Annotated in this window: 31 protein-coding genes; 13 read left to right on the top strand and 18 right to left on the bottom strand. The window is 63.5% G+C overall.

The features are described 5' to 3' along the window. Positions 1 to 64: 64 nt before the first annotated feature. Entirely contained in the window at positions 65 to 862 is a 798-nt protein-coding gene (locus ABD104_RS01140; protein ID WP_079767693.1) for a helix-turn-helix domain-containing protein, read from the top strand. 8 nt (positions 863 to 870) lie between these two features. Here the strand turns inward: ABD104_RS01140 and ABD104_RS01135 are convergent, their stop codons facing one another. The 9 genes from ABD104_RS01135 to ABD104_RS01095 form a co-directional block, all read right to left on the bottom strand. Further along, positions 871 to 2,850 (bottom strand): relaxase/mobilization nuclease domain-containing protein, encoded by a 1,980-nt coding sequence (locus tag ABD104_RS01135; protein WP_343927012.1) that lies wholly within the window; start codon positions 2,848 to 2,850, stop codon positions 871 to 873. 457 nt (positions 2,851 to 3,307) lie between these two features. Next, positions 3,308 to 3,904, bottom strand: coding sequence for a S26 family signal peptidase (locus ABD104_RS01130; protein WP_343927011.1), 597 nt, complete (start codon positions 3,902 to 3,904; stop codon positions 3,308 to 3,310). Further along, positions 3,901 to 4,446, bottom strand: a complete 546-nt coding sequence (locus tag ABD104_RS01125) for a DUF2840 domain-containing protein (protein ID WP_284408791.1) — start codon at positions 4,444 to 4,446, stop codon at positions 3,901 to 3,903. The genes ABD104_RS01130 and ABD104_RS01125 overlap by 4 nt, the downstream gene beginning before the upstream one ends. Next, complete coding sequence (locus tag ABD104_RS01120; RefSeq protein WP_284409450.1) at positions 4,443 to 4,727, bottom strand: chromosome partitioning protein ParB; 285 nt, start codon at positions 4,725 to 4,727, stop codon at positions 4,443 to 4,445. The genes ABD104_RS01125 and ABD104_RS01120 overlap by 4 nt, the downstream gene beginning before the upstream one ends. Further along, complete coding sequence (gene parA, locus ABD104_RS01115; protein ID WP_343927010.1) at positions 4,724 to 5,269, bottom strand: ParA family partition ATPase; 546 nt, start codon at positions 5,267 to 5,269, stop codon at positions 4,724 to 4,726. The genes ABD104_RS01120 and parA overlap by 4 nt, the downstream gene beginning before the upstream one ends. 253 nt (positions 5,270 to 5,522) lie before the next feature. Continuing rightward, positions 5,523 to 6,380 (bottom strand): replication initiator protein A, encoded by an 858-nt coding sequence (locus ABD104_RS01110; protein ID WP_253144800.1) that lies wholly within the window; start codon positions 6,378 to 6,380, stop codon positions 5,523 to 5,525. A 26-nt stretch (positions 6,381 to 6,406) separates the two neighbouring features. Next, complete coding sequence (locus ABD104_RS01105; RefSeq protein WP_003107109.1) at positions 6,407 to 6,688, bottom strand: helix-turn-helix transcriptional regulator; 282 nt, start codon at positions 6,686 to 6,688, stop codon at positions 6,407 to 6,409. Between the two features lie 83 nt (positions 6,689 to 6,771). After that, entirely contained in the window at positions 6,772 to 7,542 is a 771-nt protein-coding gene (locus ABD104_RS01100; protein ID WP_114482146.1) for a DUF2285 domain-containing protein, read from the bottom strand. A 308-nt stretch (positions 7,543 to 7,850) separates the two neighbouring features. Continuing rightward, positions 7,851 to 8,201: a DUF2958 domain-containing protein gene (locus ABD104_RS01095; protein ID WP_114482147.1), complete on the bottom strand. Its 351-nt coding sequence runs from the start codon at positions 8,199 to 8,201 to the stop codon at positions 7,851 to 7,853. 243 nt (positions 8,202 to 8,444) lie between these two features. On the opposite strand from ABD104_RS01095, the gene ABD104_RS01090 reads away from it, so the two are divergent. The 3 genes from ABD104_RS01090 (at position 8,445) to ABD104_RS01080 (ending at position 10,189) form a co-directional block, all read left to right on the top strand. Next, complete coding sequence (locus ABD104_RS01090) at positions 8,445 to 8,735, top strand: helix-turn-helix domain-containing protein (protein WP_114482148.1); 291 nt, start codon at positions 8,445 to 8,447, stop codon at positions 8,733 to 8,735. 89 nt (positions 8,736 to 8,824) lie between these two features. Further along, complete coding sequence (locus ABD104_RS01085; protein ID WP_114482149.1) at positions 8,825 to 9,196, top strand: TIR domain-containing protein; 372 nt, start codon at positions 8,825 to 8,827, stop codon at positions 9,194 to 9,196. Positions 9,197 to 9,214: 18 nt separating this feature from the next. Beyond that, the gene (locus tag ABD104_RS01080; RefSeq protein ID WP_114482150.1) at positions 9,215 to 10,189 is read left to right on the top strand and encodes a caspase family protein; all 975 of its coding nucleotides are present in this window, start codon (positions 9,215 to 9,217) and stop codon (positions 10,187 to 10,189) included. A gap of 86 nt (positions 10,190 to 10,275) precedes the next feature. Here ABD104_RS01080 and ABD104_RS01075 read toward each other — a convergent pair whose 3' ends face one another. Next, the gene (locus tag ABD104_RS01075) at positions 10,276 to 10,590 is read right to left on the bottom strand and encodes a DUF736 domain-containing protein (protein WP_343927009.1); all 315 of its coding nucleotides are present in this window, start codon (positions 10,588 to 10,590) and stop codon (positions 10,276 to 10,278) included. An 816-nt stretch (positions 10,591 to 11,406) separates the two neighbouring features. Here ABD104_RS01075 and ABD104_RS01070 point away from each other — a divergent pair. Continuing rightward, the gene (locus ABD104_RS01070) at positions 11,407 to 11,925 is read left to right on the top strand and encodes a GNAT family N-acetyltransferase (protein ID WP_114482152.1); all 519 of its coding nucleotides are present in this window, start codon (positions 11,407 to 11,409) and stop codon (positions 11,923 to 11,925) included. Positions 11,926 to 12,055: 130 nt separating this feature from the next. Here the strand turns inward: ABD104_RS01070 and ABD104_RS01065 are convergent, their stop codons facing one another. The 4 genes from ABD104_RS01065 to ABD104_RS01050 all read right to left on the bottom strand — a co-directional run bounded on the left by ABD104_RS01065 (position 12,056) and on the right by ABD104_RS01050 (position 16,384). Beyond that, positions 12,056 to 12,265 (bottom strand): hypothetical protein, encoded by a 210-nt coding sequence (locus ABD104_RS01065; protein WP_114482724.1) that lies wholly within the window; start codon positions 12,263 to 12,265, stop codon positions 12,056 to 12,058. 62 nt (positions 12,266 to 12,327) lie between these two features. After that, entirely contained in the window at positions 12,328 to 14,394 is a 2,067-nt protein-coding gene (locus tag ABD104_RS01060) for a ParB/RepB/Spo0J family partition protein (protein ID WP_343927008.1), read from the bottom strand. 80 nt (positions 14,395 to 14,474) lie between these two features. After that, a complete protein-coding gene (locus tag ABD104_RS01055; protein WP_279844678.1) occupies positions 14,475 to 15,305 on the bottom strand; it encodes a DUF932 domain-containing protein in 831 nt (276 codons plus the stop codon). Positions 15,306 to 16,033: 728 nt separating this feature from the next. Further along, positions 16,034 to 16,384, bottom strand: coding sequence for a DUF2958 domain-containing protein (locus ABD104_RS01050; RefSeq protein WP_011516224.1), 351 nt, complete (start codon positions 16,382 to 16,384; stop codon positions 16,034 to 16,036). Positions 16,385 to 17,165: 781 nt separating this feature from the next. Between ABD104_RS01050 and ABD104_RS01045 the strand changes: the two genes are divergently transcribed. The 8 genes from ABD104_RS01045 to ABD104_RS01010 all read left to right on the top strand — a co-directional run bounded on the left by ABD104_RS01045 (position 17,166) and on the right by ABD104_RS01010 (position 24,165). Further along, complete coding sequence (locus ABD104_RS01045; RefSeq protein ID WP_011516223.1) at positions 17,166 to 17,405, top strand: hypothetical protein; 240 nt, start codon at positions 17,166 to 17,168, stop codon at positions 17,403 to 17,405. A gap of 52 nt (positions 17,406 to 17,457) precedes the next feature. Beyond that, on the top strand, positions 17,458 to 17,763 hold the full coding sequence (locus ABD104_RS01040) for a helix-turn-helix transcriptional regulator (protein WP_114482658.1): 306 nt from the start codon (positions 17,458 to 17,460) through the stop codon (positions 17,761 to 17,763). Next, the gene (locus ABD104_RS01035; protein WP_011516221.1) at positions 17,729 to 18,700 is read left to right on the top strand and encodes a reverse transcriptase family protein; all 972 of its coding nucleotides are present in this window, start codon (positions 17,729 to 17,731) and stop codon (positions 18,698 to 18,700) included. The genes ABD104_RS01040 and ABD104_RS01035 overlap by 35 nt, the downstream gene beginning before the upstream one ends. Positions 18,701 to 18,718: 18 nt before the next feature. Beyond that, positions 18,719 to 20,653: a Qat anti-phage system ATPase QatA gene (gene qatA, locus ABD104_RS01030; RefSeq protein ID WP_114482657.1), complete on the top strand. Its 1,935-nt coding sequence runs from the start codon at positions 18,719 to 18,721 to the stop codon at positions 20,651 to 20,653. Next, positions 20,542 to 21,534, top strand: a complete 993-nt coding sequence (gene qatB, locus ABD104_RS01025) for a Qat anti-phage system associated protein QatB (protein WP_322790411.1) — start codon at positions 20,542 to 20,544, stop codon at positions 21,532 to 21,534. The genes qatA and qatB overlap by 112 nt, the downstream gene beginning before the upstream one ends. Then, the gene (qatC, locus tag ABD104_RS01020; protein ID WP_011516218.1) at positions 21,531 to 22,898 is read left to right on the top strand and encodes a Qat anti-phage system QueC-like protein QatC; all 1,368 of its coding nucleotides are present in this window, start codon (positions 21,531 to 21,533) and stop codon (positions 22,896 to 22,898) included. The genes qatB and qatC overlap by 4 nt, the downstream gene beginning before the upstream one ends. 13 nt (positions 22,899 to 22,911) lie before the next feature. Beyond that, a complete protein-coding gene (gene qatD / locus ABD104_RS01015; RefSeq protein ID WP_011516217.1) occupies positions 22,912 to 23,661 on the top strand; it encodes a Qat anti-phage system TatD family nuclease QatD in 750 nt (249 codons plus the stop codon). 114 nt (positions 23,662 to 23,775) lie between these two features. Then, the gene (locus ABD104_RS01010) at positions 23,776 to 24,165 is read left to right on the top strand and encodes a helix-turn-helix transcriptional regulator (RefSeq protein ID WP_029310272.1); all 390 of its coding nucleotides are present in this window, start codon (positions 23,776 to 23,778) and stop codon (positions 24,163 to 24,165) included. 15 nt (positions 24,166 to 24,180) lie between these two features. Here ABD104_RS01010 and ABD104_RS01005 read toward each other — a convergent pair whose 3' ends face one another. The 4 genes from ABD104_RS01005 to ABD104_RS00990 are packed head-to-tail and all read right to left on the bottom strand — an operon-like array spanning position 24,181 to position 26,442. Next, the gene (locus tag ABD104_RS01005; RefSeq protein WP_011516215.1) at positions 24,181 to 24,705 is read right to left on the bottom strand and encodes a helix-turn-helix transcriptional regulator; all 525 of its coding nucleotides are present in this window, start codon (positions 24,703 to 24,705) and stop codon (positions 24,181 to 24,183) included. A gap of 4 nt (positions 24,706 to 24,709) precedes the next feature. Further along, positions 24,710 to 24,985: a hypothetical protein gene (locus tag ABD104_RS01000; protein WP_011516214.1), complete on the bottom strand. Its 276-nt coding sequence runs from the start codon at positions 24,983 to 24,985 to the stop codon at positions 24,710 to 24,712. After that, on the bottom strand, positions 24,985 to 25,173 hold the full coding sequence (locus ABD104_RS00995) for a hypothetical protein (protein WP_131753755.1): 189 nt from the start codon (positions 25,171 to 25,173) through the stop codon (positions 24,985 to 24,987). Before ABD104_RS00995 ends, ABD104_RS01000 begins: the two co-directional genes overlap by 1 nt. A gap of 12 nt (positions 25,174 to 25,185) precedes the next feature. Then, on the bottom strand, positions 25,186 to 26,442 hold the full coding sequence (locus ABD104_RS00990) for a tyrosine-type recombinase/integrase (RefSeq protein WP_011516213.1): 1,257 nt from the start codon (positions 26,440 to 26,442) through the stop codon (positions 25,186 to 25,188). Between the last annotated feature and the right edge of the window lie 110 nt (positions 26,443 to 26,552).

The following is a 26,552-nucleotide window of genomic DNA, read 5'->3' as shown; positions in this document are numbered from 1 at the left end:
TCGCTCCGAACGATGTTGCCTGATACACTCACTGGGTCAATAAGTATGCGTATCGGGCCAAAAGATGCTATCCACTGGTGGTTCACGCGTTGGCGAGGACGTCTTGTTTTCCCTAAGCCATCAAACACAGGTCTCCGATGTGGAGATGCCCCCGCACACTCACCGCGAAGGTCAACTCTACGTGGTGGCAGAAGGCTCAATGATTGTCGCAACAGCCCATGAAACGTGGCTAGTAGCGCCTGGGCAAATTGGGTGGATACCACCCGAGGTGACACACAGCGCACGTGTTCACGGGACAATGTCAGGCTGGGTGGGCCATCTTGCCCCTGAGCTATCTTTGGACCTCCCTGGCCGGCCGACGGCCTTCAGGCAAAGTGCCTTATCAGCCGCAATCCTTGAAAGATTGCCTGGGAGCGGAGTGTCCACCGCGAGCGACAAACGTGAGCTTCGTCTGCTAGAGGCCCTCGTCGATGAGTTGGGTTTGCTCCCGCCCCAGCCTATGTGCTTGCCGTACCCTAAGACTTCTAGGCTCGCGGATATCGCAAGAAAAATTATTGATGACTTGGCAGTAGCAAATTCTCTTGACGACATGGCCGCGCTAGCATTCATGTCCAGGCGAAGTCTCACGCGCCAGTTTCGGGCGGAGACTGGGATGTCAATCGTGGAGTGGCGTGATGCCGCTCGCATGCAGCGGGCTGTGCAATTGTTGGCAGCGGGGCATAGCGTGACCAGCATCGCGTATACGCTCGGATACGATGGAGCAAGCAGATTCATAGATAAATTCAGTGCAACTTTCGGCGTCACACCGAAGCAGTTCTCCCTTAGATCCATCAGAAATCCGCTGCGCGAAGATGCTGATTGATGCTTACGTCACGCTAAACCACGCTCCCGGCCAAATCCCCAAGACACTCCACCGTTGCGCACGGTGGCGGTGAGTTGCTGTCCCAGCCTTTGTTCGATTATTGGTTTCCACGGCACCAGGCTGAACCCCATGCCGTCATCGAGCATGGCGTAGCGTCCGCTGGCGAGCATGACGGAGCGCCGGTAGATGCCAGCCACGCGCTGGCCGTCGGACACGGGCCGATGCTCCAGGCCGGTGTCGGCGGCAATGTCCTTCGCGGCCTGCGCCAGCTCCCGGTTGCGCAGCGTGCCCAGCAGGTTGCGCGCCAGGATCACGCGCTGCCCGCGCCGCTCGGCCAGTCCCTGTTCGGCCAGGAAGTCGGCGCGCTGCTGCATCGCCTGCTTGGCCTCGCCGCCAAAGCCCAGGTCGCCCAGACCCGAGCCGCCGCCGATCAACTGCTGGTCGAGCCAGGTGGCCCCGATCACTCGGGCCTGCCGCTCGATGGGCAGGTGCGATTTCAGCTCCACGGCCACGCCGCCCAGGCGCTGCGCGTCGTAGCGGCGGCCCTGCTCGGGCAGATCGTCCGGCACCTTCCATAGACCTTCGGCCACGCGCTCCACAATGCCGGCGCGGCGCAAGGCTTCCAGCCGACGGACATGGGCTGAGACGACTTCCTGTGGATCGCGGCCGGGCATGGCCTGACCCTGCGCGATGGCGAGGTGGTGGTCGGTGCGGTACAGGCCATCGCTCGCCAGCGCGGCGATGTTCTTGTCGGCCGCGCGCACGTCGGCCGATCCCTTCACCTCCACCACGGCACCGGCTGGGTAGTTCGCCAGCTCGTCGCGGGCGTTGAGCGCGACGTAGTGGGCTTTGCCATCCGCCCCGTCAATGACCAGATAACCCCGGTCGCGCAGCTCGTCGGCCAGCCCCTTCGCGGCCACGCGGCCGAGAATGGTTCGGCCATCCTCGCGCGGCTCGAATACCGCCAGCTCGCGCGGCTCGCCGCGCATGGCACGCTGCATGGTGCGGATGATGTCGCCACGCTCGCCCAGGGCGCGCAGGGTCTTTTCCGCGTCGGCATGGACGGCCCAGGTGCCGGGCTGCATTTCGTCGGCCAGGCCCAGGCGCTGCAAGCGTTGCAGCCGGCCGATCAGCAGCAGGCGCTGGCGTTGCAGCTGCGGTTCGTTGAAGCATTCGATCTGCACTCGGCCGTCCTCGCCGGCCTCGCGTTGCAGGGTGCGATCCAGGCTCGTCCACCGCTCTTGCTCCACCTCGCGCTGCAAGGTCTGCTGGATCTCCAGCTCGGTACGCGGCCCCAGCCATTCGGTCGCCAGCTCGGCGGCGCGATGGCGGAAGCCATCGGCGATGTAGTCGCCCGCGATGATGAGGTCTTTGCCGGTGTCGTCGCGCCCGCGCACGACGATGTGCGTGTGCGGGTTGTCGGTGTTCCAGTGGTTGACGGCCACCCAATCGAGGCCCGTACCCAAGTCGGCCTCCATGCGGCCCATGAGGTGCCGCGTATAGGTGCGCAGGTCTTCCAGCTCCGCGCCATCCTCGGCCGAGAGGATGAAGCGGAAATGGTGTCGGTCATCGGCGCAGCGTTCCTTGAAGGTGTCGAGGTCGGCGGCATCGGTCTGCGGCCCGTAGGCTTGGCCCGGCTCGCCATCGCGGCCCACGCCATCGCGCTCGATGTAGCGCAGGTGCTTGGCGAGCGACTGCGGGCTGACCTGGCGCTGGTTGACCAGCAGGGTCTTGATGGTCACGCGCCGCGACATGGGCGTCAGCTTCGCCCCGGCGAAGCGCGCCGCCGTGTGGCCGCGCCCCAGGCGCGAGCCGGGCCGCTGGCCAGTGCCCCTCCCGGTGCCCCCAGCCGTCCCAGGACGGCGCACCGAGGACTTGCCGCTGCTGGCCTTGCCTGCCTGCTGGAGCACCTTGGAAACGAAGCCCTGGCCTCGGTTCTTCGGGGCATTGGGGCGGATGCGGAAATCGTCGTCGCGGCGGTCGGTCATGGCTGCGCTCCCTGCAAGCTCTGGCGCGCCCGGTCGTGCGAAGCACGCGGATATGCCTGCATTGGCGCGGGCCTCGCGCCCCACACGGCACGGTGGCGAAGCCGCTCCGTGCCGCGCCACCCCCATGTGCAGACAGGCTTTCGACGCGGCCCGGTGCCGCGTCCTTTTGTCTTGCCTTCCGCTTTTGCCCTTCGCTGGCGCTCCGGGCAGCGGCGGCCCGGCGGCGCTGCGCGAGCAGCCAGCGCGCCGGCGAACGCGCGAACAAGCGCGATGAGGGCCGCAGGCCGGGCGCGTTCGAGGCAAGACGCCTGCACATGGGACGGCTGCGCCGGAGGCAGCGTGAAGTGCGGTAAGAATGCACCCGCACTGCACGCGCGACGACACGCCGACGAACAGCAGAACGTCACGCCCGATGGCACGACAAGATGCACGGCAACGTGCAGCGAGTCGGCGGCCATCATGGGCGTGACTCCAGCCAGACCGGATGCGCCACGCCGATCACGGCGGATGCGCTGACCGGCCCGAAATACCGGCTGTCGAACGACGCCGGGTTGGTCACACTCAAGAGGAACAGTTCGCCGGGTTCAAGGCGGCGGCATTGCTGCCAGGATGGCAGCGGCCGGCGCCAGCGGTCAGCGGGCAGCACGGCGGCCGAAGGCACGCTGTCGATGCGGACAACGCGGCCAGTGATGCACACCTCCTGCGGCGCGACGGCGCCCACACGCTTGAGCAGCGGCACGCGCGCCGGCAGGTAGCCGCGCTGCGCAGCCAGCGCGGCGGCATCTGGCGGCAGCGTGGTCAGGACGATGCTGCCTACGGACAAAGGACGTGGCAGCGAGCCGGTGCCGTGCTCCTGTGGATCGACGCGATACCAGCCTACCGCCACGCTGTCGGACGGGTTGTAGATCAGACGCGGCATCGGATGCACGAAGGACGCCCAGGCCAGCGCCGCGAGGCCACAGGCGGACAGGCTCGCCAGCACGAGGCGAGCGCGCAAACGTGCGCGGGGCGCGCGAGGACGCGGCTCGGTGCCGGCAGGGGAAACGGCGGTCATGGCAGCGCCCTCCCGGTCAGCCAGGCGGCGTGCCGCTCGGCGGTGTATTCGGGCAACGGCAGGCGCGCGGCGAGCCGGTTGGCGAGCGTGCGCCAGTACGCGGGCGACGCACCGATAGGCGCGATGCCCAGCGCCTCGATGGCGTCGATGCGCTCCAGCACGGCGCGCACCTGGTTCTCCCCTTCGGCGTGCAGCAGCAGGCGCGCGCCAGGCTGCACGCCGGGGATGCGCTGCGCCGCATCGAACGGCGTGCAAGCCTGCATCACCATGAGCTGCCAGCGGATCGTGCCGTAGTCGTTGGCATGCCAGCGGATGCGGCAGAACATGGCACCCGGCAGGAACACCGCGCAGCGCCGCCAGCGGTCGAGCTGGAGCGTGCGCGCAGGTTCGCCGAAACGCAGGTAGAGCTTGAAGCGCGGTTCGATGTAGGCCAGCGCCACGCGCGTTAGCGGCGCGCTGGCAGACTGGACGGATGGTGCTGCGAGCGCGGCCGTGGCCGCGAAAGCAACAGGCGCGGGGGCAGGCGAAGCGGATGCATTCATGGCGTGTTCTCCCTGCGGTGTTCTGGAAACTCCCGCTCCAGCAGGCCGCGCAGCAGGTCGGCGACGGTCACGCCTTGCGTGAAGGCCGATACCTTGATGCGCGCCCGCATCGCGGGCGTGATGTCGAGGGTCAGGCGGGCGGTGTAGAGGTCGCCCTTGCCCAGCGCATCGGCGTCGCCCTGGCGAATCCACGCCTCGGCGTGCGGATTCGCGGGCGGACGCGCGCCGATGCCGACGCGCTTGGCCGTGCGTTTGCCGTTCGGTGGCGGCTTTGCGGTCATGGCGTCCACCGCAACAGTTCGTCCACCAGGGCTGTGATTTCGCGGGCGGCGGCGCTGTCCGGCGCCGTCTCGCGTGCAAGCCGGCCAGCAGCCACGCTGTCGGCGAAGACGATGCGTTGATGCACTTCCGCGCGCAGCGCAGGCCGAAACACCTGCGCCTCGCGAATCAGCGCGACCATCTCGGCGCTGGCCCACAGGTCATAGGGACTGGGCTGCACCGGGATCAGCACGCGCTCGGCCGCCAGCAGCGCGGAGCGCGCCAAGGCGGCAATGCGCGGCGGGCCGTCGATGACGACGTGATCGGCCCGTCTGGCGAGTTCCGGCGCTTCCTGATGCAGCGTTTCGCGGGCGAGGCCCACGGCACTGAACAACCGTGGCAAGCCTTGCTGGCTTCGGCGCTGCGTCCAGTCCAGCGATGAACCCTGCGGGTCGGCGTCCAGCAGCACGACGTGCTGCCCGCGCATCGCCAACTCGCCGGCGATGTGCGTGGCGAGCGTGGTCTTGCCCACGCCGCCCTTCTGGTTGAGCAGCGCGACGATCATGGCCTGGCCCTCCATGCTGGAAAGCCCGGCTGTTGCCGCTGCGTTTGCGGCCGCGTGGTGGTTGTCCACCGCAGCGGCGTTTCCCTACTAAAAGTTAGAGAGATTAAGTTAGGGAAGTTAGAGGGCAAGGAAACCCAGTGCTGGCGCGGGTTTGCGGCCGATCGGCACGCCTGATAGCACGATAGTTCCACGCCTGATAGCACGATACCCCGCACGCCTGATAGCACGACACCATTCACAGGTTTTCCCGGAGTTATCCCCGTGCCGTATGCGGCACGGGCCGGAAGGTCAGCAGCTCCATGCCGTTGTCCGGCATCCGCTCGATGCCTAGGACGTAGCCGGGCAGCGACTGCCGTGCGACCAGCGAGCGCAGATCGCAGGCGAAGTCGTAGGGCTTCGCGGTGCTGCCGGACTTCTGGTGCAGGTAGCGGAAGTCGAATTGCCAGCCGTATTCCTGCTTGCCGCCGTGCTTGCGTACCAGTCGATACAGCCACCGCTCGATGCCGCCCGTGAGCCGGAAGTACGCCGGGTCGATGGTCAGCGCCAGGGCGGCGTCGAGCACGCCGGCATAGAACCAGTCCGGCAGGATCAGTTCGATGCCCAGCGGCGTGCCACTGGCATCGGCCAGTTCCTTCCATTCGTTGATCCACGAAAACCGATGCAAGCGTCGCCCGGTCGTCTCGCGGATGGACGTGGCCACGGTGGTCGATTGCAGCCGATCCAAGGCCGCTTTGAGGCGCTGGTAGTCGCGCAGTGACTTGCCGCGCCCGATGAAGCGCAGGATCTCGTAGGGAGTGGCGCGCATCAGCCGCGAGGGGCGCAGGCCCGCATCCTTCGCCTCCACGATCTGCGAGGCCGCCCAGATCAGCACGTCCGCATCCCAAATCGTGGCGATGCCGTGCTCGGCCGTGCCTTCCACGCGGATCGTCACGTTGCCCGCGCGGAAGTCGATGGGCTTGACCCGCTTGGACTTGCCGAGCGAGAAGAACGGATAGGCCATCAAGTCCTGGCTGTCGCGCGGTGCCATGTCGCCGGGCAAGGCGCGGAACAGGTCGAGCTGTTCGCGCTCCTGCAACGGCCGCTGCCGGGACGGCAGCGCGGTGCTGGACATGGCGATGGCCTGCCGCGCGCCGCCGATCAGCGCGCACGGCTGTCGGCCGAGTGGTGCTCGGCGTATTCGGGATCGGAGGTCGTCTCGAAGCTGCGGTCGGCAGCCCAGGCATCGAGGTCGGCCACGGCGTACATGACGCGCCGGCCGAACTTGCGAAAGCGCGGGCCGCCGCCGATCACGCGCTGCTTTTCCAGCGTGCGCGGCGACAGCCGCAGGTACTCGGCGGCTTCATCGTTGGTGAGGTAGCGTTGGGGCTGTGCGGCAGCGGTCGAGACAGTGGCGGCAGGCCGCAAGGGAGCGGGACGCATGGTGTGAACCTCCATCGGTTGAAAGCGCCCGGTCACACAGCGCGACCGGATGGAGGCAGTCTCAGAAAACCAAGCTGTCCTGCTCAGGGCCGTTTTGCGTCGTCCTCAAAACGACCCTTCTCAAGCGGCGGAAGCTGTGCTAGGTGGCGATAGCCGCCGCGCATCAGCGCATCGCCGCGCCGCACCAGGCGGCGCACCTTCGAGCGCAGGCCACCGTCGCTGTACCAGTCGGCCACAGCGTCGGCACCGAACAGTCCTTCGCCCACATCGCGCAAGGACGCGCCCGCCAGAGTCGCGTCGAGCGCCTGCAAGGTGTGCAGCTCCAACAGCGCGGAGGGTGTTGGCCTGGGCGTGGTGGCAGCGAAGGCCGTGCCGGACGCATGACCGCGCACAGCCGCGGCAGTGCCGCCCCGCCGGGCATAGGCCACGGCCATGCCGTCTTCCAGACCGGGCGCCAGGGCAAAGCGCAGGCAATGGCCTGGGCTGCGTGCGATCAGCGCCAGCCGTTTGCCGTCATGGAGCAGTTGCTTATGGCCGGGGATGCGCCAGAACGCGAAGATCGAGGCATCGGGTGGTGGATCTTCGTCCGGGTAAAGCTGCACCATCGCAGCGTGGCCGGGCAGCCAGGCCGGATGCGCGTCGCGCGCATCCAGGGCCGGGTCTTCCAGCAGGCGCAAGCCCCAGCGTTGCGCCGCTTCCTGTGCCGCCTGCGGCCGGCGACGATGGCGCAGCCAGTCGAGCCGGTAGTCGGGGTGCCTGCGCAGGTACTCCCAGGCGAGCGCAAGGCTGTCCAGATGCAGCACGTACAGATACGCGGCAGTCGGATACCAAGGCTCGGCGGCGCGGTCGGCCATGACGCAACCTCCTGGGAACAGGAATCGCCGCCACGGCTGGGCTACGCGCTACATCGCCATCGTCAGAACGTCATGGGTAAAAATGGTGGCTGAGGCTGTCAAGACCGATTGGCTCCGATGCGTTGCGGTATTCGTCTCAATGCTGCGGCGGCAGCGCCCCGATGTGGGGCGCCGTACAGGCCAGCCTGCCGCAGCCCACGCCAGGCATCATGTCTATTTGGATCAGACTGGTGCGGCTACGCCGCAAGAATCCCGATTGAGACTTACCCGGTATGACACCAGACTGGAAAAGTCACAGTAGGCCGTATTCAGTCCGGGATAGCCCCGTCGCGCTCGGCCAGCCGGGTGTATTCCGCAAGGGTGCGCACTGGCCGAAAATAGAGGTCGCGCAGCACGGGTCGTTTGAGCGGCCCGACGATGCCGGCCAGGTCGGACAGCTTCACTGTTCCCAGCTCCGGCATCCCCAGCCCGAGGTCGATCAGGCCGTAGGCCGTATCGCCGTCCGCAGGATCGAGCGCGGCCAGCAGCCAGATGAGGTGCGCGTCAGGGGTGAACAGCCGCACCACAGGCACAGGGTCGATGGCCCGGCCAGCGGCGCGGGCCTCGCCGTTGGCGAGCAGTTGCGCGCGCTCCGGGACGGTGGCAAGTGGCTGGGGCATGGTCGGCAATCCCACAAATCCAATGATGCACGGATGCGGTTTCACGCCGAAGCGCAGAACCGCCACACCGGATTTACGCCTTCGTGCGCAAGCACGGATGCGGTTCCATGGCTCTACAGGAACCCGCCGATGCGGATTTCTGTAAAGACACGAAAGCGGAGGGCGGCACCTAGTGAACACTATAGATTGTAGCCCTATAGAGCGCAATAGGTTGTCATCTTGGTTTTTGAAGGGAAACCATAGGTGGCGGCTCGGTACTCATTGGCAAAGGCGTTGAAGACGGTCAGGAAGGCGCGTGGCTTGAGCCAGGAAGCCTTCTCTGACGTGTCCAGCCGCACCTATATGAGCACCCTCGAACGCGACCTCAAAAGCCCGACCTTGAACAAGCTGGCCGAGCTGTGCGAGGTGATGGGTGTGCATCCGCTGACGCTGCTGACGCTGGCCTACATCGGCGACAGCCCACACAAGGCCGAGGAGCTGCTGGCGCAGGTGCGTCGGGAACTAGATGAAGTCGGCGACCCTGGCCAAGCGTAGCCCCCGGTCTGAGGCAAAAAACTTCTGTTACATTCGATTCGCAACATGCGAGAGAAGTTTCCCAAACCATTTCAATGAGAGGAGATCACATGGCAGATAAGAAAGTTATTTTTGTTGCATTCGCAATTGAAGACGAAAGGCAAAGAGACTTCTTGAAAGGCCAATCACTCCTTACGAACTCGCCATTTGAGTATATAGACATGTCCGTCAAGGAAGCCTATGCGTCGGAGTGGAAGGAAAAAGTCCGCACTCGCATTCGCCGATCAGACGGCGTGATTGCTCTCATTAGCAAAAACTCCCTGACATCAAGCGGGCAAAAATGGGAGATTGCGTGCGCGCGAGAAGAAGGAAAAAGGGTACTAGGCATCTGGGCCTACACCGATGATCGAACCAGAATTGAAGGCGTTAACACTGTTGTGTGGACGTGGGATGCCATCAAAAACTTTATCAATGGTCTTTGATACGTAAGGAGTGATGTCGTGCGTATAGCTCTTATAGTCGGCATCAATCACTACGAGCATGGTGGCTCTCTGTATGGATGCGTTGATGACGCCCACGCTGTGCAAGCTGTCCTGGCCCGGCATGGCGATGGGTCAGTCAACTTCGATTGCAAGATGTTCACTGGCACTGGCCCAACGGATCGCGTTGATCGGGCTTTGTTAAAAGATCGAGTAGAGGAGCTTTTCAAGGCGCAGGCTGATATTGCGCTATTTTACTTCGCCGGCCATGGGCACATTGAAGCAACGGGTGGATATCTACTTGCAACCGACTCTCGCCGTGGTGACGAAGGGGTATCGCTCTCCGAAGTTCTCACCGTGGCCAATAAATCTCCGGCTCGAAACAAGATAATCATTCTTGATAGTTGCCACTCAGGTATCGCCGGGACTCCCCCTGCCGCTGGGGAACTTGCCAGTCTATCTGAAGGATTGACTATTCTTACCGCCTCGGCTGCCGATCAGTATGCGACGGAAGAAAATGGCAGAGGAGTATTTACAACACTGTTAGTAGATGCGCTTCACGGTGGAGCAGCTAATCTCACTGGTGATATCACTCCAGGCAGTATTTACGCGCACGTTGACCAATCTTTGGGAGCCTGGGAGCAGCGTCCTATTTTCAAGACCAACGTTAGGCAGTTCGTTTCGCTTAGAAAAGTCAATCCACCCATCTCCCTTGACGATCTTCGGCGTATAACGGAATTTTTCCCTCAACGAGGCTATGAATATAAACTCGACCCCACATTTGAGCCGGAGTTGAAGGGAAGAGATCCGGACATGCCTCCCCCAAATCCAGAAAACACAAGAAAGTTCGCGCTGCTGCAACGATACAACCGCCTGAATCTGGTTGTACCCGTGGATGCGCCGCATATGTGGCACGCCGCAATGCAAAGTAAGACCTGCAAACTCACAGTGCTCGGCGAGCACTACCGCCGCCTTGTGGAAAAGCAACGCCTCTAGCAGGTTCAACTCAGTCTACGTCACTATGGCCACAGATCGATCCTTGGAAGGATGCGCCCCGCCGCAATAGCGGGGCGCTGCGGCGGTCACACCGCCTGGGGCTTGCTGCGCGACCAGATCAGGTCGTGCGTGCCGTCCTCACCTTCGATCAGGCGGGCATAGACCGGAGCCGGGAACGAAGGATCGTCGAGGGTCACGGACAGGTAATCGCGCCCGGCCTCGCTTGTCTTCTTCCACGCCGCGCCGATGTCGTGGCCGGCGGCCTGGAGGCGGAAGTCGGGGGCGTTCTCGCTGCTGCCCTTGTCGTTGGGAACCAGCTTGGCCTTGACGTTGAGTTTCAGGGTGCGAAGCGTGCCGGCGAAGCCGTCTTTGTCTGCGGTGAAGGTGCCGATGTTGGCCATGATGTTTTCTCCTTTCGGTTGAACAAGGTTCGCGCCCATCGCGTCCTTGTTGTGATCCGGCCGGCGGGGGACGGGCTGGCTGCACCGCTTGCGGTCGCAACGCAGTGGAGAGCCGGGAGGCGAAAAGAATTTGCTGCGCGAGGAAGCCGCGTAGCGGCGGGGAAATTGTTTTCGCCGGACGGTTGCAACCATGACGCCCGAGGCGCAGCCGTTCCCCTGCCAGGATTCACAACGAGACAAGGACGCCTTGGGCCGAACCGCTCCGAAAGGAGATGGGGCCGACTCGGCATCCCTGCCCGAAGGCTTCTCCGGCTCGCCCGCTGACGCGGTCCAAGTCAACCGCCCGACGACAGGCGAGAACGCCCCTGCCGCACCTTGCGGCGCCGGCCTTGAGGCGTGGCGTGGAAGCTCCATAGCGATGCCGGGCGGGTTGTCCGTGAACCGTCCTTCGTGACGTGATAGGCAGGAACCGCCAGCGTTGAGGACGGCACGCATCTGCACAACCTGCCGCAGCAAGCCGGGGCGTAGCCTCACAAGCCCCGTCCATCGCGGCGGGGCGCTGGCCGGGCCGATCCGGCGTAGCCGGTTCGGCGGCATCGAGGGGTGCCAAGCTGCGCGCGGCGGGGATAGCCCGCAGGGCTTTCCCCTGGAGGCAAGCGAAGCGCGCAGCGCCGCAGGCGCGAAGGCGTGAGGGATTGATGCCGAATGGCCGTGATTCGGCACGAAGCACGGGGCGCAGCCCGAAAGCCCGGCGGCGCACCGCGCCGACACGCCCAGGCCGTTCTATATTTTCAGGAAGGCATCCAAGAGAAGTTCATGACCATCCATCTACGACACGAAACACCTGACGACGTTGCCGCCATCGAGGCCGTCACGATTGCCGCCTTCGCCGATGCGCCGCACACCAGCCACACCGAGCAGTTCATCGTGCGCGCCCTGCGCGCCGCCGGCGAACTGACGCTTTCCATCGCGGCCGAGGAACACGGCCAGGTCGTCGGCCATGTGGCCCTGTCGCCCGTGACCATCACCGACGGCCACGGCCACAAGACCGAAGGCTGGTACGGTTTGGGGCCGATCTCCGTTCTGCCGCAAAGGCAGGGACACGGCATCGGCTCGCGCCTGATGGAACAGGCGCTGTCTGAACTGCGGGCCATGCAGGCCGCAGGCTGTGTGCTGCTCGGAGATCCCGTGTACTACGGGCGCTTTGGCTTTCAGGCCCATGCGGGCCTGCAACTGCCGGGCGTGCCGCCCGGCTACTTCATGGCGCTGGCCCTGCACGGGCCAGTGCCGGAAGGCATCGCGCGCTACAGCGATGCCTTCAACGCCGCCGCCTGAGCCAGCGCGAAGGCGGCGGCGTTCTGACTAGGCTGCTGGCCTTGAACACCGGGCGCGGCCGCCGCCGCGCCCGGATTTTGCGTTTCACCGCGCCCAGGACGGCACGGCCTGGGCGCGGTGCTGAACGCGGTTATTCCTTCGTCTCGATGAGCCACCACACGGCACGCGGCAAGGCGCGGCCCGTGATGGGATGAATGTCGGTGAGGTCGGCGCAGGCCGTCCAGCCCGAGGGCGGGCGGTAGCCGCGCACGTCGCCTGCGCCGTGCCAGCGCCGGGCGCGTACCGTGCCGGGCGCGTAGATCGCCGCCATGCGCGGGCGGCTGGTGGTGGTGCGGGTCATGGGGGCTTCTCCTTCCAGCAAAGCGCCCCGGTCGAGGCCGGGGCGCTCGCCTTCGGCGCGGGTCAAGCGGCCAGCGCCTCGGCAGGTTCATCCGCCATTGCTTCGGCATCCTCCGGGGCATCCTGCTCCGGGCCTGCCTCCTGCGCGGCATCCTGCGAGCCTGCGGTCTTGAAGATGGCGGGCATCCAGCCCGTGCCATCGGCCAGCCGTTCGGCTTCATTGGCAATGTCGGCCTTCTTCAACTTCGCCAGCCGGGTGACGGATTCCGGTGCAAACGCGCCCACGGCATCCAGAATCACGGCCTTGGAAACGTGCTTGAAGTAGCCTTCTGCGGTCGGCTTCCACCATGCGCCCATATCGAGGCCCACGGCCTGCGCCAGTTCCTCGCCGGGCTGGTGCGGCGTGGTGCGAGGCGTCACCACGTCCACCGTGGAAGCCACGCACACGGCCAGCAACCGCACCAGTTCGTCTTGCGGCTTCGCCAGCAGCGCGGCGAACAGTTCGGCGCTGTCCTCCGGCAAGGCTTCACCCGCCACCTGTTGCAGTTCGCGCAGCGCCACGGCGGCGGGTGATTCGGGCCAGTCCGGGGCCATGCCTTCCAGCCGGTCTTGCAGTTTGAGGCCCACGCCCAGCGGCAGAGAATCACGGCTGCGGCCGTAGCGGCTGTCCTGCAAGACGGTCTGCACCATGCCATGCACCACAGCGGCCAGCGCAGCTTGCGGATGCCGGGCGACTTCGATTTGCAGCGCGGCGGTGCGGTGCGCGCTCAGGCGCTGCGCCAGCCGGTCGGACATGGCGGCGGTCTTGGGCTGCCTGTCGTCGTCTCCGTCCTCGCCTTCGTCGTCATTCGCGGATTCGCCTTCGCTGCCGAACCCTTGGCGCAGCCGTTCCAGCGTGCGAAGTGCCTTGGCCTCGGCTTCGCGCAGCAGGCCGCGATGAATGACGGCCTCGCCGTTGCGGTCGATGGTGACGATGGCACCGGCTGCGGCCTTCACATTCGCGCCGTAGCCCTGCAAGCCATCTTCCAGCGCCTGCAACTGCTCGCCCAGGGTTTCACCTTCCTCCTGCAAGGCGTCGGCCTTTTCCTCGTCGTCGGCGTCCAGTGCGGCATCCACGGCTTCGGCCAGTTCGTGCATCTTTGTTTGCAACTTCTCGATGCGTGCCGCTTCGCGCTTGTTCGGCTCGCGCCGCTCCCTCGGCGCACGCTGAAAAGCGTGCAGGTCGGCATGGGTCATGCCCGGCGTGGCATCCACCCACGCCCAACCCTCGGCGCGGACAGTGGCAGCGATGCCTGCCAGCTTGTCTTGCGCCAGCCGTTCCAGCAGCGCGGCATCGGTCAGATACACGCCCGCATCATCTTCCGCGAACAGGTCACGGCGGATGCCGCCGCCTGCGGCTTCGTAGGTGTCCAGCCCGACGAAGCGCACCAGCGGATGCCGGTAGGCGTCAATCTCACGCTCGGTGAGGCGTTCGCGCAGGTTGGACGGGTGACGCTGCCACGTTGGCGCATCGTAGAACGCGCTTTCCTGCGCGGCGTGGTCGTCCGTGATGGACAGGGCCATCAACTGATCGAGCGTGACAGCATCGGCGCGATAGTCGGCCATCAAGCGCGGGGAGACATTCGCCAGCTTCAAGCGGCGCTGCACCACCAGCGGCGTGACGCTGAAATCCGCCGCAATGTCCTCGATGGGCCGGCCTTCGGCCACCAGTGCCGCGAAGGCTTCAAACTGGTCTGCCGGGTGCATGGCTTCGCGCTGCACGTTCTCGGTGAGGCTGGCAGTGCGGGCCGTGCCATCGGCCACCAGCAGGCAAGGCACCTCCCATTCCTTGCTGATACGGTGCTTTTTCGCCAGCAGCTTGAGGGCCACGAGGCGACGGCCACCGGCCACGACTTCGTAATGCTCGCCATCGGCGGATGCAATCACGATCAGGTTTTGCAGCAGGCCGACACGCTGGATGCTCGCGGCTAGTTCGGGGATGGACATGCGCGGGGTCTTGCGCACGTTGCGGCCCGTGGGGCGCAGCACCAGCCGCGACAGCGGAACCAGAATCAGATTCTTGGTCGGGTCGGCGGCTTCCAGCGCAGGGGCTTGGATGGCGCGGGCTTCGGTTTGGGTGATGGCGTTCATGGTGATAACTCCTTGCGGTTAGGAAATGCAGCAGCGAAGAAAGCGGCAAGGGCTGCTGCCTGCCCCTGCCGCGTGGGGATTCAGGCTTTCAACTGGCGCAGGCCATCGGCCAGCATCCAGAGGGCGCGATTCAGGCGCACATCGGAATCAATGCCCTGCACGGGTCGGGTCTGCTGGCGGCGTCCGTTGGCGCTGCGGCCATGCAATCCGCCTTTGGTCAGGTTTTCTTGGGTGCGGTTGAACACGCTCCACAGGTCGGGGCGGCGGTCGTCGAACCGGCGCGGCATCAGGATTTGCGATTCGGTGATGGGCGCGGGCTTGTTGTCGGTGGGGTCGTACTTGAGGGCCAACGCGGAACGGGCGAACACTTCGGCTTCGCCTTCATCCAGCGTGATCGCGCGCATGGCATCGCGGGATTCCTTCACCCGCTCGAAGCCGCTCAACACCTCGAAAGCGCCTTCGATGACAGAACCGGCCACGTCGCCTTTGTGGGGCACGCGCACATCGGCCACGGTGTCACCACACACAAGGCCATTGCTGCACACGAAGCGGAACATTCCGGCCAGCATCTGATAGCTGCTGGTGCCATCGTGCGAGTTCAGCAGCACGATTTCGTTAGCCTCCGCGCCGTTGATCTGGCTGGCATGGCGCAGGCGCAGCATGTGTTTCGTGTGGTCGCGCTTGCCTTCATCACGCACGCGGGTTTGCGTCACCATGAACGGCTGGAAGCCTTCTTTGCGAAGCTCGGTCAGGACGGCAGCGGTGGGGATGTAGCTGTACCGCTCGGAACGGCTCTCATGCGGGGCGTCCGCGAAGATGGACGGGGCCACCCTGCGAATCTGGTCATCGGACAGCGGGTAATCGCTGCGCAGCGAAGGGGAACGGGAAGCAAAACGGGATGCGAGTTGCATGTCTTTCTCCTGAACAAAAAGGCTGTTGAAGAAAACCGCACACCGGATTCCTAGATTCGAAGCCCAGCCTTTCGGCTGTTCGGTGCGGTCGGCACGAAGAACCCGGTTGGCCTCGTTGCCACCGTCTTTCCTGAGTTCATCGCCCGCGACGGTCAGGAGCGCGCGAACGGGCGCCGTCAAGGAGGCAAGCGCAGGGTTGGTGCGGCCCGCAGGCGCAGCCGAGGACACGGCCCTGCGCGCCTTGACGGCGCACGGGCGCGGGCTACAGTCGCGGACAAGGTGATGAGGTCAGGGAAGACGGCTGGACAAGGCAACGGCCCCTCCACACGCCGACCGCACGGCAAGCGAAGCGCGCAGGCCCGGATCTGGAAGCCGGGCCGGAGGCGTCAGCCGAGCGGAGCGAGGGAACGATGGAAACCCGACAGGGGCGAAACCCCGCAGGGGGTTCGATGCGCAGCACGACAGCGCGACCGGCCATCTCCCAGGTGGCCGGGGACGCCCAGCCTTCAATGCAAGATCAGGACGAATCCACGCAAGGCATCGTGGATCTGCTGCGAATGCGGTCTAGCCGATCCGGCGCAGCCGGGTCGGCGGTGTTCAGGGGCGCCAAGCCTGCGCGGCGGGGATAGCCCGCAGGGCTTTCCCCTGGAGTGCAAGCCGAAGGCGTGCAGGCATCGCGCCACATGGGCGCGATGCGAGGGGGCGTCCCGCGACGCCCCAAGGCCGGGTCAGACGATGACCCGCCCGGCTAGCCGCGCATCGCGCGCGTAGGCGCTCAATCGCTTCTCGGCGCGGAACGACAGGTCGCGCTCGATCGGCAGGCCCAGCCCGCCGCGCACCGTCGCCAGTTCGCCCAGGCTGACCCAGCCAACTTCCGGCTCACCCAGCCCCAGGTCGCAAAGACCAAAGGCGTGATCGTGGTCATCGGGATCAATCTCGGTCAGCAGCCAGGTCGCGCCGGCGTCCGGCGTGAACAACTTGACCACGGGCGCCGGATCGAAGTCCGGGTTCTGGAGAGATTCGCGGCCATTGGCCAGCAGCACGATGCGCTGTTCGTCAGTGATGAGTGCGTTGATCATGGTGAACTCCTGAAAGGTTGCCGGGCGGAATTGCCCGACCCGTCCGAGGCACGGCGCAGCGCAAGCAGTCAGGGGACAGCGACGGCCGCAGGCCGCAAGCGCCATCGGCGCGCCGCCCTTGACGGCGAGCACGCCGTGGCACGATGAAGGGAAAAGCAAGACCGCATCCCTCGCGCCTCCACGCTCCCCGGTTTTCGGCAAGCGGAGCGCGCAGGCCCGAATGAAGTCGGGCCGGAGGCGTCAGCCGAGCGGAGCGAGGGAACGATGGAAGCCCGATGGGGCGAGACGCCGCAGGCGGCTCGATGCGCAGCACGACAGCGCGACCGGCCATGCTTCTTGGCCGGAGACGCCACTACTACACCTATAAATTCACCATCAGTGAAATTCTATTGACATTACGCGCAGACTTGTGCTGTAATGCCCTCGGCTAGGCGAATCGCCTAGGTACACGTTCTTTGAAGTGTTGCTCTTACCGTAAAAGCGAAAGGTCAGTGTATTGCCTGAAGTGATTCAGGCCGCTCCTTCATCCAGTGTTGGAGATTTTGAGGTGAGGCAGGCCGGTAACGATCGGTCCGCCGCGAAGGTTCGCCCTCGCATCGTCCCGCGCACCACGGTTAGCCAGATGCAATCTGCTAATCACAAAGCGCAATCGGATAGACGCTCGGACGGGGCTTCATCACCGCGACGACTGGTGTTGGGCTTGCGCATCGAGTTGGCTCCTTTCGGCCAATCGCCTTGTTACGGGGCTTCGGCGTTGTGCCGGGTTTAGAAGGAGCAATCCATGAAATTTGAAACTTTGAAGAACAGCATCGCAACGCTCCAAAAGCTGCGCGATGCACATTACAGCCAACTCGATGCTGGCGCTCTGGCTGAACTGGATGACGTGTTGTGGCAACTGCGCGATATGTCTGAAAGCTCTGAGAAGCGGGAGCACGATCACGGGAAACTCCTGGATCGGACTCTGCGCATCACTGACATCGTCATCCGCGCAGTGAGCAATCTCACTGACTGGATGAAGTGATGGAAGTGGGCCAAGACGCAGCAAGCCCAATATTTGATTACCGGAGTCGATCATGAACGTTGGACAAGCCATCAAGCTATGCCGCACTCGGCGGGGCATCTCCCAGGCTGATCTGGCGCGACAGGCTGAATGCTCGGTTTCCTATCTTTCCATGCTGGAAAACAATAAGCGTGATCCGACGCTTTCCACCATGACCAAAATCGCCCATGCGTTGCATATGCCCGTGGGCATCATCTTTTTTCTCGGCGCTGAAGGGGATGATCTGACGGGCATCGACAAGTCGCTGCAAGGAGACCTTGCGCGCACGGCACTGGAACTGCTCAATGAGCCAGTCAGCGACCAACGCCCCCTCCTATAGCCAGCGCCGCATCGGCACGCTGCAAGCCCTGCATGTTGCGCTGGGAATGCCTGTCGGCGACCTCCCGACATTGGCCGAGCGTGCTAACGACCTTTACCGAGTCGCAAAGTCCATCACCAAACCGGACGGCAGCATCCGTAATACTTACGATGCACGGGAGCCATTGAAGGAAGTTCATCGAAGGATCAAGAGTCAGATCCTCGACCACGTGAACTACCCGGCCTATTTGACGGGGAGTATCAAAGGCTGCGATTACAAGGTCAACGCCTCGCTCCATGCCCGCGCACGGATCGTCATCAACGAGGACATCAGCGGTTTTTTCCCTTCCACGTCGGCAGACCGCGTGTTCAGCATCTGGCGCGGCTTCTTCGGCTTCAGCGAGGACGTGGCGCGATGCCTGACACAACTGACGACCCGGCATGGCGAACTGCCCCAAGGGGCGATAACCAGTTCATTCCTTGCCAACCTCGTGTTCTGGTGGGATGAGCCCGAGTTGTTCGGCAAGTTCGCAGCCCAAGGTCTTGTCTACTCTCGCTATGTCGATGACATCGCCGTGTCGTCTAAAACGTTCCTGACCAACGAGGCAAAAACGAACGTAGTGCGGCAGGTGTACGGCATGCTGCTCAAGCATGGCTATAAGGCCAAACGAGCCAAGCATGAAATTGCCACATCGGGCAGCCGCATGGCCGTCACGAAGCTCGCAGTGAACAACAAGCCTGGCTTGGACAAAGCCACGCGCAACAAGATTCGTGCAGTCGTCCATGCCGTTGAACGACGCATCGCGCAAGGCGAGGCGCTTTCGTTTGAGCGTGGCCCATACGCCCAGGCAATGGGACAAGTTCTGCATCTGGAAAGATTTCATCCCGGCGATGCGGCACCACTGAAGAGGCGACTATTAGCCCTCAAAGAGGCAGGTGCAGCCCTGCCCCACTCCTAATAGAGAGGGAGGAGACAAGTGATCCTGACCGATAACGAAACCAAAGTTGATCTGCTGAATAACGAAGCCATTGCCACCACGATTATCGGGCTGCTTCGTGCGAAGCCCGACCACCCAGTGACGATCGGAGTGCATGGCGACTGGGGGGCGGGGAAATCCAGCGTGCTCGAAATGATCGAGGCCGGCTTCGCAGACCAGGACGATGTTCTGTGCCTCAAGTTCAATGGATGGCGTTTCCAGGGCTTCGAGGACGCGAAGATCGCCTTGATCGAGGGGATCGTCACAGGCTTGATCGAGAAACGTCCGGCGCTGAAAAAAGCGGCAGTAGCCATCAAGGACGTCTTCCGTCGCATCGACTGGCTGAAGGTCGCCAAGCGATCCGGCGGCTTGGCCCTGACCGCATTCACTGGCATTCCGACACCGGAGCAAATCGGAGCCATTGTCGGCTCGCTCGAAGCGCTGGTGACAGACCCTGCCAAGCTCGTAACGAAGGAAAACATTTCGGCGGCCATCGACCAGGCGAAGGCCGTGCTCAAGCCGGGCGAGTCCAAGAACGTGCCAGAGGAAGTGGAGGCTTTCCGCAAGGCGTTCGACCAGCTTCTGAAAGATGCTGGCATCAAGCAGCTCGTTGTCCTGATCGACGATCTTGACCGCTGCCTGCCTGACACAGCCATTGAAACACTCGAAGCGATCCGGTTGTTTGTTTTCACTGCGCAGACAGCGTTCGTCGTTGCGGCAGACGAGGCAATGATCGAATATGCGGTGCGTAAGCACTTTCCCGACCTGCCTGACAGCACCGGGCCGCGAGACTACGCCCGCAACTACCTCGAAAAGCTCATCCAGGTTCCGTTTCGCATCCCGGCCCTGGGAGAAGCCGAGACGCGAATCTACGTGGCGTTGTTGCTGGCCGGCGCCGAAGTCGGCGAGGACGACGCGGACTACGGGAAGCTGATCGCCGTGGCGCGGGAGAAGCTGAAACGGCCTTGGACCAGCGGCGGTCTGGATGCCGCGACGATCAAGACGGCGCTCGGCAAGCAGGCCGAGAAGGCGAACAACGCTCTTGCGCTCAGCGACCAGATCGGTCCCATTCTGGCGAGCGGCACAAAGGGCAACCCGCGCCAGATCAAGCGCTTTCTCAATACGCTGTTGCTGCGCGAACGCACTGCGACCGCGCGCGGTTTCGGCGACGACATCAAGCTACCCGTGCTCGCAAAGCTCATGCTCGCGGAACGCTTCATCCCACGGTTGTTCGAGCAGATCGCGTTCGTTGCAGCGATCCATCCGCAAGGACTGTGCGAAGACCTCGAAGCATTGGAGAAGAACCTTGCGGCGATTGACGCTAAAGATGGCGAGTCAAAAGGTCAGAAATCCGCAGAGCCCACACCTGCACCCGATAACGCTGTATTGATCGAATGGAAATCGTCGGAGACGGTGTGCGACTGGGCGCGCCTCTTGCCGAAGCTATCTGGACTCGATCTGCGCCCCTACTTATTCGTGACAAAGGACAAGAAGGACTACTTCGGCCCGGTGTCGGTGTTGGGTCACTTGGCTGGTGTGGTCGAGAAGCTGTTCGGCGGCAAGATGACCGTCCAAGGCTACGAAGTCGAGTTGAAGCAACTCGTGCAGCCTGAAGCCGAGAAAGTGTTCGAGGCCATGCGCAGCAAGATCATGGGCACGGGTGTTTTCGACACCAAACCGGCGGGCGTCGATGGTCTCGCCGTCCTCGTGAGGGCGCAGCCCAGCCTCCAGAGCCGGTTGCTGGATTTCCTGGAGGTGTTGCCAAGTAGCAAATGCGGGCCTTGGGTTGTCAGCGGCTGGCAAGGCGTCATCAAAGACACCGAATGCGCCACTCGCCTGACGAAGCTGCTGGGAGACTGGAGCAAAGTCACCAACAACCCCGGTCTCAAGGCCAGCGCCGAAGCGGCGCTCAAAGATCTGAAGGGAGGCCGCTAATGGGAACCTCGACAGCTTACGGCGGGCCAGGTGGCGGGACACCACTTGTTCCATCATGGCTGGGTGACATCGATGGCGGTGGCGCCCCTGCTGCTCCGGGAAATGGTGCAGGACCGGATGGCCAGCCGCCCGCGGACGGCGCCGCACCGCCGGTGCCGCCAAACCGCCCACCTATTCCCAGGACAGCGGACCCGCAGCGCTTCTCTGGCGCTCGCAACAGCTTCACGCGATTCGCTGGCTCTGGTGGCAGCGATCGAGCCAACCTGGGCCGTGCGGTCTCAAGGTACATCTCAACGTCCGCCGGGGGTTCACGCCAGGCTGCCCAGCGCATGGGCGCCTCTCGGGGTGCCGGCGCGCGGCTCCTCGGCTTCTTGGCCGATGCGCAAACGCGGGGTGTGCGCGAAGCGTTGCGTGCCCTGGATCTAGAATCGTTGGCAGGTCGCCCGATCACTGAGATTTTCGTCGGCTTGGCCGACTACATCTGCCCAGGCGCGGGAACGGTCGATGAAGGCATCGCCCGCGAGGCTTACATCGAAACCATTGTTGAATTGGCGAGCGAGGGTCTCACCGACTTGGCCACATTCACCCCGGATCAGATGCAGACGGTTTTCGAGCTATATGCCACCCATGCCATCGAGGCGCGCATCTGCAATGACATCGGCACCAAGGCCGTGACCATGCCGACAGATGCACAGGCAGCACATCGGGTCGAGCAGCAGTTGCGCGACTTCATCCGAGGTGGAGTGAGCGATGCGCTCACGCGAGCACGGGCGGAGACACCCAATCTCACCCCCGAGCGGGTTCAAGGCTTCGTGGACGCGGTGTATGAGTCCGCATTTGCGATCTTGCAGACCCTCGGCGAGGCGGAGGCCAATCAATGAAGCGACAACTCCTGGTGGGTCGTTTTGGCCCGGATGACCGCTTAGATGTGACGGCGGGCGCTGATGAACAGACGACCTACCTGCAACTCGTCGCCGGCGAGAAATCCTTGGATCACGGTATCAGTGGCGCGCTGACGAGTCTGAAGAAGATCGGCGTATTTCCTTCGGAAATCGGCATCGACCTGCTGGTACTGGCCGCCCATGTCCATGCAGCCGACACACGCATCTCTCGCACCGAGCAGTCGCAGGATTCGTGGACGCGCGAGATACGGCTGGTCGTGCCGGTCAGCGATCCGACTCGCTGGGGAGCAGCAGCGCCGACGCTCAAGAGGTCTCTGGACTTCTTGACGGGAGATCGCTGGACGATCGGCTTCAGGGCACGTCCAGATCGGTTCACGACGATCACCCAAGTGGCTCCTCCAAGTCTGATCGCGCCTCCCTTTGATTCCGTCAGCCTATTCTCAGGAGGACTGGACAGCCTTATTGGTGCCATCGACCTACTGGAGGATGGCGCGACGCCATTGCTGGTGAGCCACTTCGGGGAAGGGGCGACGAGCGATGCTCAAGGCAAGCTGTTTGCAGGTTTGAAGAAGTATTACATCCAGTCATCTTTCGAGCGTTTGCGGGTCGGCATGACCTTCAAGAAAGGCCTCGTGGCAGACGTTGGTTCGGAGGACAGCACGCGCGGCAGGTCATTCCTGTTCTTCGCGCTCGGGGTGTTCGCGGGCACAGGGCTTGGGCGCCGTTTTGTCCTGCGTGTTCCCGAGAACGGACTGATCGCGCTGAATGTGCCTTTGGACCCCCTGCGGTTGGGATCAAACAGCACCCGCACCACACACCCGTATTACATGGCGAGGTGGAACGACCTGCTCATCGCACTCGACATAGATGGCGAGATTCGGAATCCGTACTGGGACAAGACGAAGGGAGAAATGGCCGCAGCCTGTCGCAACCCGGACCTCTTGAAGAAGCTGGCGACGGATTCGTTGTCGTGCTCGTCCCCCGCCAAGGCCCGATGGCTAGGACATGGTATTGAGCAATGTGGCTATTGCCTGCCATGTCTGATCCGTCGCGCAGCCTTGACGGCAGCATGGGGGGCCGGGAACGACCCGACGACGTATACCGTTCCAGACCTTCATGCGCAGCCGTTGGACACGCGCCAAGCCACCGGGGTACAGGTTCGGTCGTTTCAGTACGCGATCGAGCGCTTGAAAGGTAAGCCGCAGCTTGCGAACCTCTTAATCCACAAGCCCGGCTCGCTTGTCGACGAAGCCGCACACCTAGACCAACTCGCCGATGTCTACCGGCGCGGCCTCGATGAGGTTGCACGGCTCATCGACGGTGCCGAAGCGAGACCGAGTTGACGAGGGTGAGTACATGATCGCCACAGCAGGCCTCGTGGACTTCCACTGCCATCTTGATCTCTACCCGAACCATGCTGCGGCAGTCCAGGACGCGGAGGCCTCTGGCGTGTTCACGCTGGCGGTGACGACGACACCTCGCGCCTGGCCTCGCAATCACGAACTCGCGCAGCGCACAAAGCATGTTCGAGCGGCTCTGGGACTGCATCCGCAGTTGGTCGCAGAACGCGAGAACGAGATCGAGCTATGGGATCAACACCTTGCGGAGACGCGCTATGTCGGCGAAGTCGGGTTGGACGCCGGCCCCCGGTTCTTCAAATCGCTCGATGCGCAGAAGCGTGTGTTCCAACACGTGTTGCAGCGTTGCGCGCAGGCCGGTGACAAGATCATTACGGTTCACAGCATCAGGTCGGCCAAGGCGGTACTCGATCTTGTCGAAGCACATCTACCGCCCGAGCGCGGGAAAATCGTTCTCCACTGGTTCACGGGAACAAAGAGCGAGGCGAAGCGTGCGTTGGAATTGGGCTGCTACTTCTCGATCAACGCGGCAATGCTGGGCAATGAGAGGCACGCACCGATGGTGCAGGCTATCCCCTTGGATCGGATGCTGACGGAAACCGATGGTCCCTTCACTCGCACTGGCGACAGGCCCTCGCAGCCGACGGATGTAGTAAGCGTCGTCGAGGAACTGGGCTGTTTACATCGGCTACCTGCAAACGACATGGCCAGCCTTATTCGTGACAACCTACGAGCATTGCTCGGATAGCTGGAGACGAAACGCTCCGCGCGAACTCTACATCCGCTTGAGTGTTCCCCAGTTCGCCCTAGCAAGTTGTCCCGATAGCTGCGGAACTTCACCATGTCTCCATGCAGCGTGCTCATGGAGTCCGAGGTGGAACATCTATCGCAAACGACCAACGCGGCCGGCATCGACAACGACATCGGCCGGTCTCTCCCCTTGCCGGGAACGGAGGCCTACGAGGCACTGCCGCAATTTCCGAAGCGCAGCGCCCTCCCCTTCCGACGCACCATTCGCCGCCAGGAACTGCGGCAGATAGTCCCCTTGGCCGAAACGACGATCTACGAAATGGAGCGCCGCGGCGAGTTTCCACGCCGATTCAATCTGACGCCGCGCTGCGTGGTGTGGGACTTGGCCGAAGTAGAAGCGTGGGTCGAAGAACGAAAGCAAGCGCCTCGCGGCGGCACCTCAAAGCCGGATGTCCACCTACGAAAAACCCGCCCTGTCCGGGCGGGTTCGAGCGAGAAATGAGGCCGGCGACGTTCCTCATCCGACCAGGGCTTGCAGTTCCTTTGACGCCGAGCGCGGCAGCCGCCGCCCCTCCTTCGCCACGTTGACCTGCAAAGCCACTCGCGCCACCTCCAGCACGTCCTTGGCCAGCGCATAACTGCCCTTGGCCTGCAACCAAGCCAGCACGTCCGCCAGATGCCAGATCGACGCACTGCCCTCATGCACCGGCGCCGGGAAGCTGCCCGGATGGGCCAGCATCAACTTGCGCATGTTCTGCCGCGACACGCCCACGATGTCGGCCACATCGGTCAGGCCGACCAAATCCGGCGCCACCTCGATCAGCTTGGCCGACGGCGCGGCACGGCGCACATCGGCCAGCGCACTACGCACCGCGTCATCCGCATCCGCCGCCTCGCGCGTGAACTCCAGCGCCAGGCGCCCCGGCTGCCCGATGCCGACCAAGGCATCGTCGCAGCCGGCTTCGCCCAGGCGCTCCACCAACGCCTCCGTGTCGCGGTCGTCGTCGGCAAGCTGGTATTTCAGGGTGAAGGTGTATTCCATCGCGCTACTCCTTGGAACCGTCGTCAGCCTCGTGCTGCTTGCGGTGCGTGGTGCAGTTGTCCACGACGCGCCGCAAGGCGCGAGCGTGGTTGCCGGGGTTCTTCGGCGTGCTCCACACGCTGGTGATGCAGAACTCGCCGCAGCGGCATTCCTCATCGTTGTACGGGCAGTAAATCCGCCCCCAGGCATGGCTACCACCGACTTCGACGCGCCAGCCCTGCCCTTCGGCGTGCCTGAGAGCTTCCTCGACCTCTTTCTTTGGATGAGGGGAACGAGCCATCAGTGACCTTCAGTATGAGGATGGCCGGCAAGGTTGTCAAGTGACAACCTTGCCAGGACAAGATCAGGCCACATATCGCCGACCAGCGAGAAGTTCAGATTTCCTCGTTTTCGATCACTCAAAGTGATCGCTTCCTCGAAATAACAAACCTGGCACAACCCGGCAAAGACCGATTCAAGGCAACCCATGATGCGGCCCTCCTACGCGATCGCGCTCAACGCCGGCACGACCACGTTCTCCGGCATCAGCTTCGGCACGTAAGTCTGTCCGCCACCCCAGGCATCGACCAGGTTGGCCCACTCTTGCAGCATGTGGCGCCGCTGCTCGGCGTATTCGGCCTTGTTGTAGACCGAACGCGAGGAACGCCCCTCCTCGTGCGCCAGGCACTTCTCAATCCAGTCGCGGTTGAAGCCGATTTCGTTCAGCAGCGTCGAGCCGGTGCGGCGCAGATCGTGGACGGTGAACGGCTGTAGCGGCAGATCTTTGGCCTTGGCACCTTCTGCCACCAGCATCGTGATGCGATTCAAGGTCGCATTGGACATGCACCGCTCTGCATCGTAGCGAGAAGGGAAAACGAACTTTGAGCCAGCCGCACAGGCGTGCAGCGTCACGAAGATGTCGAGCGCCTGGCGCGACAGATAGACCACGTGCGGATTGCGACCCTTCATCCGCTGCTTCGGAATCGTCCAGGTCTTGCGCTCGAAATCGACTTCATCCCAAGTGGCCTGGATCAGTTCGCTCTTGCGCACCAGCGTCAGCAGGATCAGGCGCAGCGCCAGCTTGATGGTCGGATAGGTCGCCACCGTCTCCAACTGCTGCACCATCAAACGGATTTCCAGCGGCGAGAGGGCACGATCCTTCGGCACGAAGGTGGCGATCGAGGACGGCCCCACGCTGTCGGCGGGGTTGACCACCTTCTCACCGTGGGCGATGGCGTAGACGTAGACCTGCTTCACGATGTCCCGGATCTGCACCGCGGTGGCTGGTGCCCCGCGCTCCTTGACCTTGTTGCACAGAATCCGAAGGTCTTCGGCCTGGATCTCGGTCAGCAGCCTATTCTGGAAAACCGGCAGGATGTCCCGGTCGATGATGTGCTTGCGCACGGCGCGGGTGCTGTCGGCCCATCTCGTGTGGGCAAGATACGTCTCCATCGCCGCGCCGAAGGTCTTGATGGCGCGAACCCGGCGCTTGTCGCGTTGCTTCTCCAGCGCGGGCGATATGCCCTGGAGAACGGCCTTGCGCGCCTCCAGAAGCAGTTCACGCGCCATTGCCAGCGAAATGCCGCCTGCACCGTAGCGGCCGATGGTCAAGGTCTCGCGGCGGCCGTTGAGACGGTAGTCGTAGCGGAAGGTGACGGTATTTGCGGGCGATACCGTCACGTACATCCCGTCCCGGTCAGAAACCTTATAAGTCAATGACTTAGGCTTCAGATTGCGCAGTGCTGTGTCGGTCAGCATCGAGGTTTACCTCCTGTTTTGCGACGGCTTTTACCGTCAAGGACCAGGAGACCCACTGATGCCCGGAAAGCCGCATGCAATAAGCTTTCCCGAGAAGGCTTTTACCGTCA

It is taken from the genome of Pigmentiphaga daeguensis, assembly GCF_039523035.1.
GTDB classification, from domain to species: Bacteria; Pseudomonadota; Gammaproteobacteria; order Burkholderiales; family Burkholderiaceae_B; genus Pigmentiphaga; species Pigmentiphaga daeguensis.
This window is presented reverse-complemented; position numbering and strand designations above follow the sequence as displayed.

Bases quoted from the DNA above. Each gene is read 5' to 3' on its own strand.
- ABD104_RS00995 (WP_131753755.1), bottom strand. From the start codon at position 25,173: ATGGGTTGCCTTGAATCGGTCTTTGCCGGGTTGTGCCAGGTTTGTTAT.
- ABD104_RS01065 (WP_114482724.1), bottom strand. From the start codon at position 12,265: ATGACCCGCACCACCACCAGCCGCCCGCGCATGGCGGCGATCTACGCG.
- ABD104_RS01125 (WP_284408791.1), bottom strand. From the start codon at position 4,446: ATGAATGCATCCGCTTCGCCTGCCCCCGCGCCTGTTGCTTTCGCGGCC.
- ABD104_RS01135 (WP_343927012.1), bottom strand. From the start codon at position 2,850: ATGACCGACCGCCGCGACGACGATTTCCGCATCCGCCCCAATGCCCCG.
- ABD104_RS01110 (WP_253144800.1), bottom strand. From the start codon at position 6,380: ATGTCCAGCACCGCGCTGCCGTCCCGGCAGCGGCCGTTGCAGGAGCGC.
- ABD104_RS01010 (WP_029310272.1), top strand. From the start codon at position 23,776: ATGGAGTCCGAGGTGGAACATCTATCGCAAACGACCAACGCGGCCGGC.
- ABD104_RS01140 (WP_079767693.1), top strand. From the start codon at position 65: ATGCTATCCACTGGTGGTTCACGCGTTGGCGAGGACGTCTTGTTTTCC.
- ABD104_RS01100 (WP_114482146.1), bottom strand. From the start codon at position 7,542: ATGGCCGACCGCGCCGCCGAGCCTTGGTATCCGACTGCCGCGTATCTG.
- ABD104_RS01040 (WP_114482658.1), top strand. From the start codon at position 17,458: ATGAACGTTGGACAAGCCATCAAGCTATGCCGCACTCGGCGGGGCATC.
- ABD104_RS01000 (WP_011516214.1), bottom strand. From the start codon at position 24,985: ATGGCTCGTTCCCCTCATCCAAAGAAAGAGGTCGAGGAAGCTCTCAGG.
- qatD (WP_011516217.1), top strand. From the start codon at position 22,912: ATGATCGCCACAGCAGGCCTCGTGGACTTCCACTGCCATCTTGATCTC.
- qatC (WP_011516218.1), top strand. From the start codon at position 21,531: ATGAAGCGACAACTCCTGGTGGGTCGTTTTGGCCCGGATGACCGCTTA.
- ABD104_RS01060 (WP_343927008.1), bottom strand. From the start codon at position 14,394: ATGAACGCCATCACCCAAACCGAAGCCCGCGCCATCCAAGCCCCTGCG.
- ABD104_RS01055 (WP_279844678.1), bottom strand. From the start codon at position 15,305: ATGCAACTCGCATCCCGTTTTGCTTCCCGTTCCCCTTCGCTGCGCAGC.
- ABD104_RS01130 (WP_343927011.1), bottom strand. From the start codon at position 3,904: ATGACCGCCGTTTCCCCTGCCGGCACCGAGCCGCGTCCTCGCGCGCCC.
- ABD104_RS01120 (WP_284409450.1), bottom strand. From the start codon at position 4,727: ATGACCGCAAAGCCGCCACCGAACGGCAAACGCACGGCCAAGCGCGTC.
- ABD104_RS01045 (WP_011516223.1), top strand. From the start codon at position 17,166: ATGAAATTTGAAACTTTGAAGAACAGCATCGCAACGCTCCAAAAGCTG.
- qatB (WP_322790411.1), top strand. From the start codon at position 20,542: ATGCGCCACTCGCCTGACGAAGCTGCTGGGAGACTGGAGCAAAGTCAC.
- ABD104_RS01085 (WP_114482149.1), top strand. From the start codon at position 8,825: ATGGCAGATAAGAAAGTTATTTTTGTTGCATTCGCAATTGAAGACGAA.
- ABD104_RS00990 (WP_011516213.1), bottom strand. From the start codon at position 26,442: ATGCTGACCGACACAGCACTGCGCAATCTGAAGCCTAAGTCATTGACT.
- parA (WP_343927010.1), bottom strand. From the start codon at position 5,269: ATGATCGTCGCGCTGCTCAACCAGAAGGGCGGCGTGGGCAAGACCACG.
- ABD104_RS01075 (WP_343927009.1), bottom strand. From the start codon at position 10,590: ATGGCCAACATCGGCACCTTCACCGCAGACAAAGACGGCTTCGCCGGC.
- ABD104_RS01105 (WP_003107109.1), bottom strand. From the start codon at position 6,688: ATGCGTCCCGCTCCCTTGCGGCCTGCCGCCACTGTCTCGACCGCTGCC.
- ABD104_RS01070 (WP_114482152.1), top strand. From the start codon at position 11,407: ATGACCATCCATCTACGACACGAAACACCTGACGACGTTGCCGCCATC.
- ABD104_RS01095 (WP_114482147.1), bottom strand. From the start codon at position 8,201: ATGCCCCAGCCACTTGCCACCGTCCCGGAGCGCGCGCAACTGCTCGCC.
- ABD104_RS01005 (WP_011516215.1), bottom strand. From the start codon at position 24,705: ATGGAATACACCTTCACCCTGAAATACCAGCTTGCCGACGACGACCGC.
- ABD104_RS01035 (WP_011516221.1), top strand. From the start codon at position 17,729: ATGAGCCAGTCAGCGACCAACGCCCCCTCCTATAGCCAGCGCCGCATC.
- ABD104_RS01050 (WP_011516224.1), bottom strand. From the start codon at position 16,384: ATGATCAACGCACTCATCACTGACGAACAGCGCATCGTGCTGCTGGCC.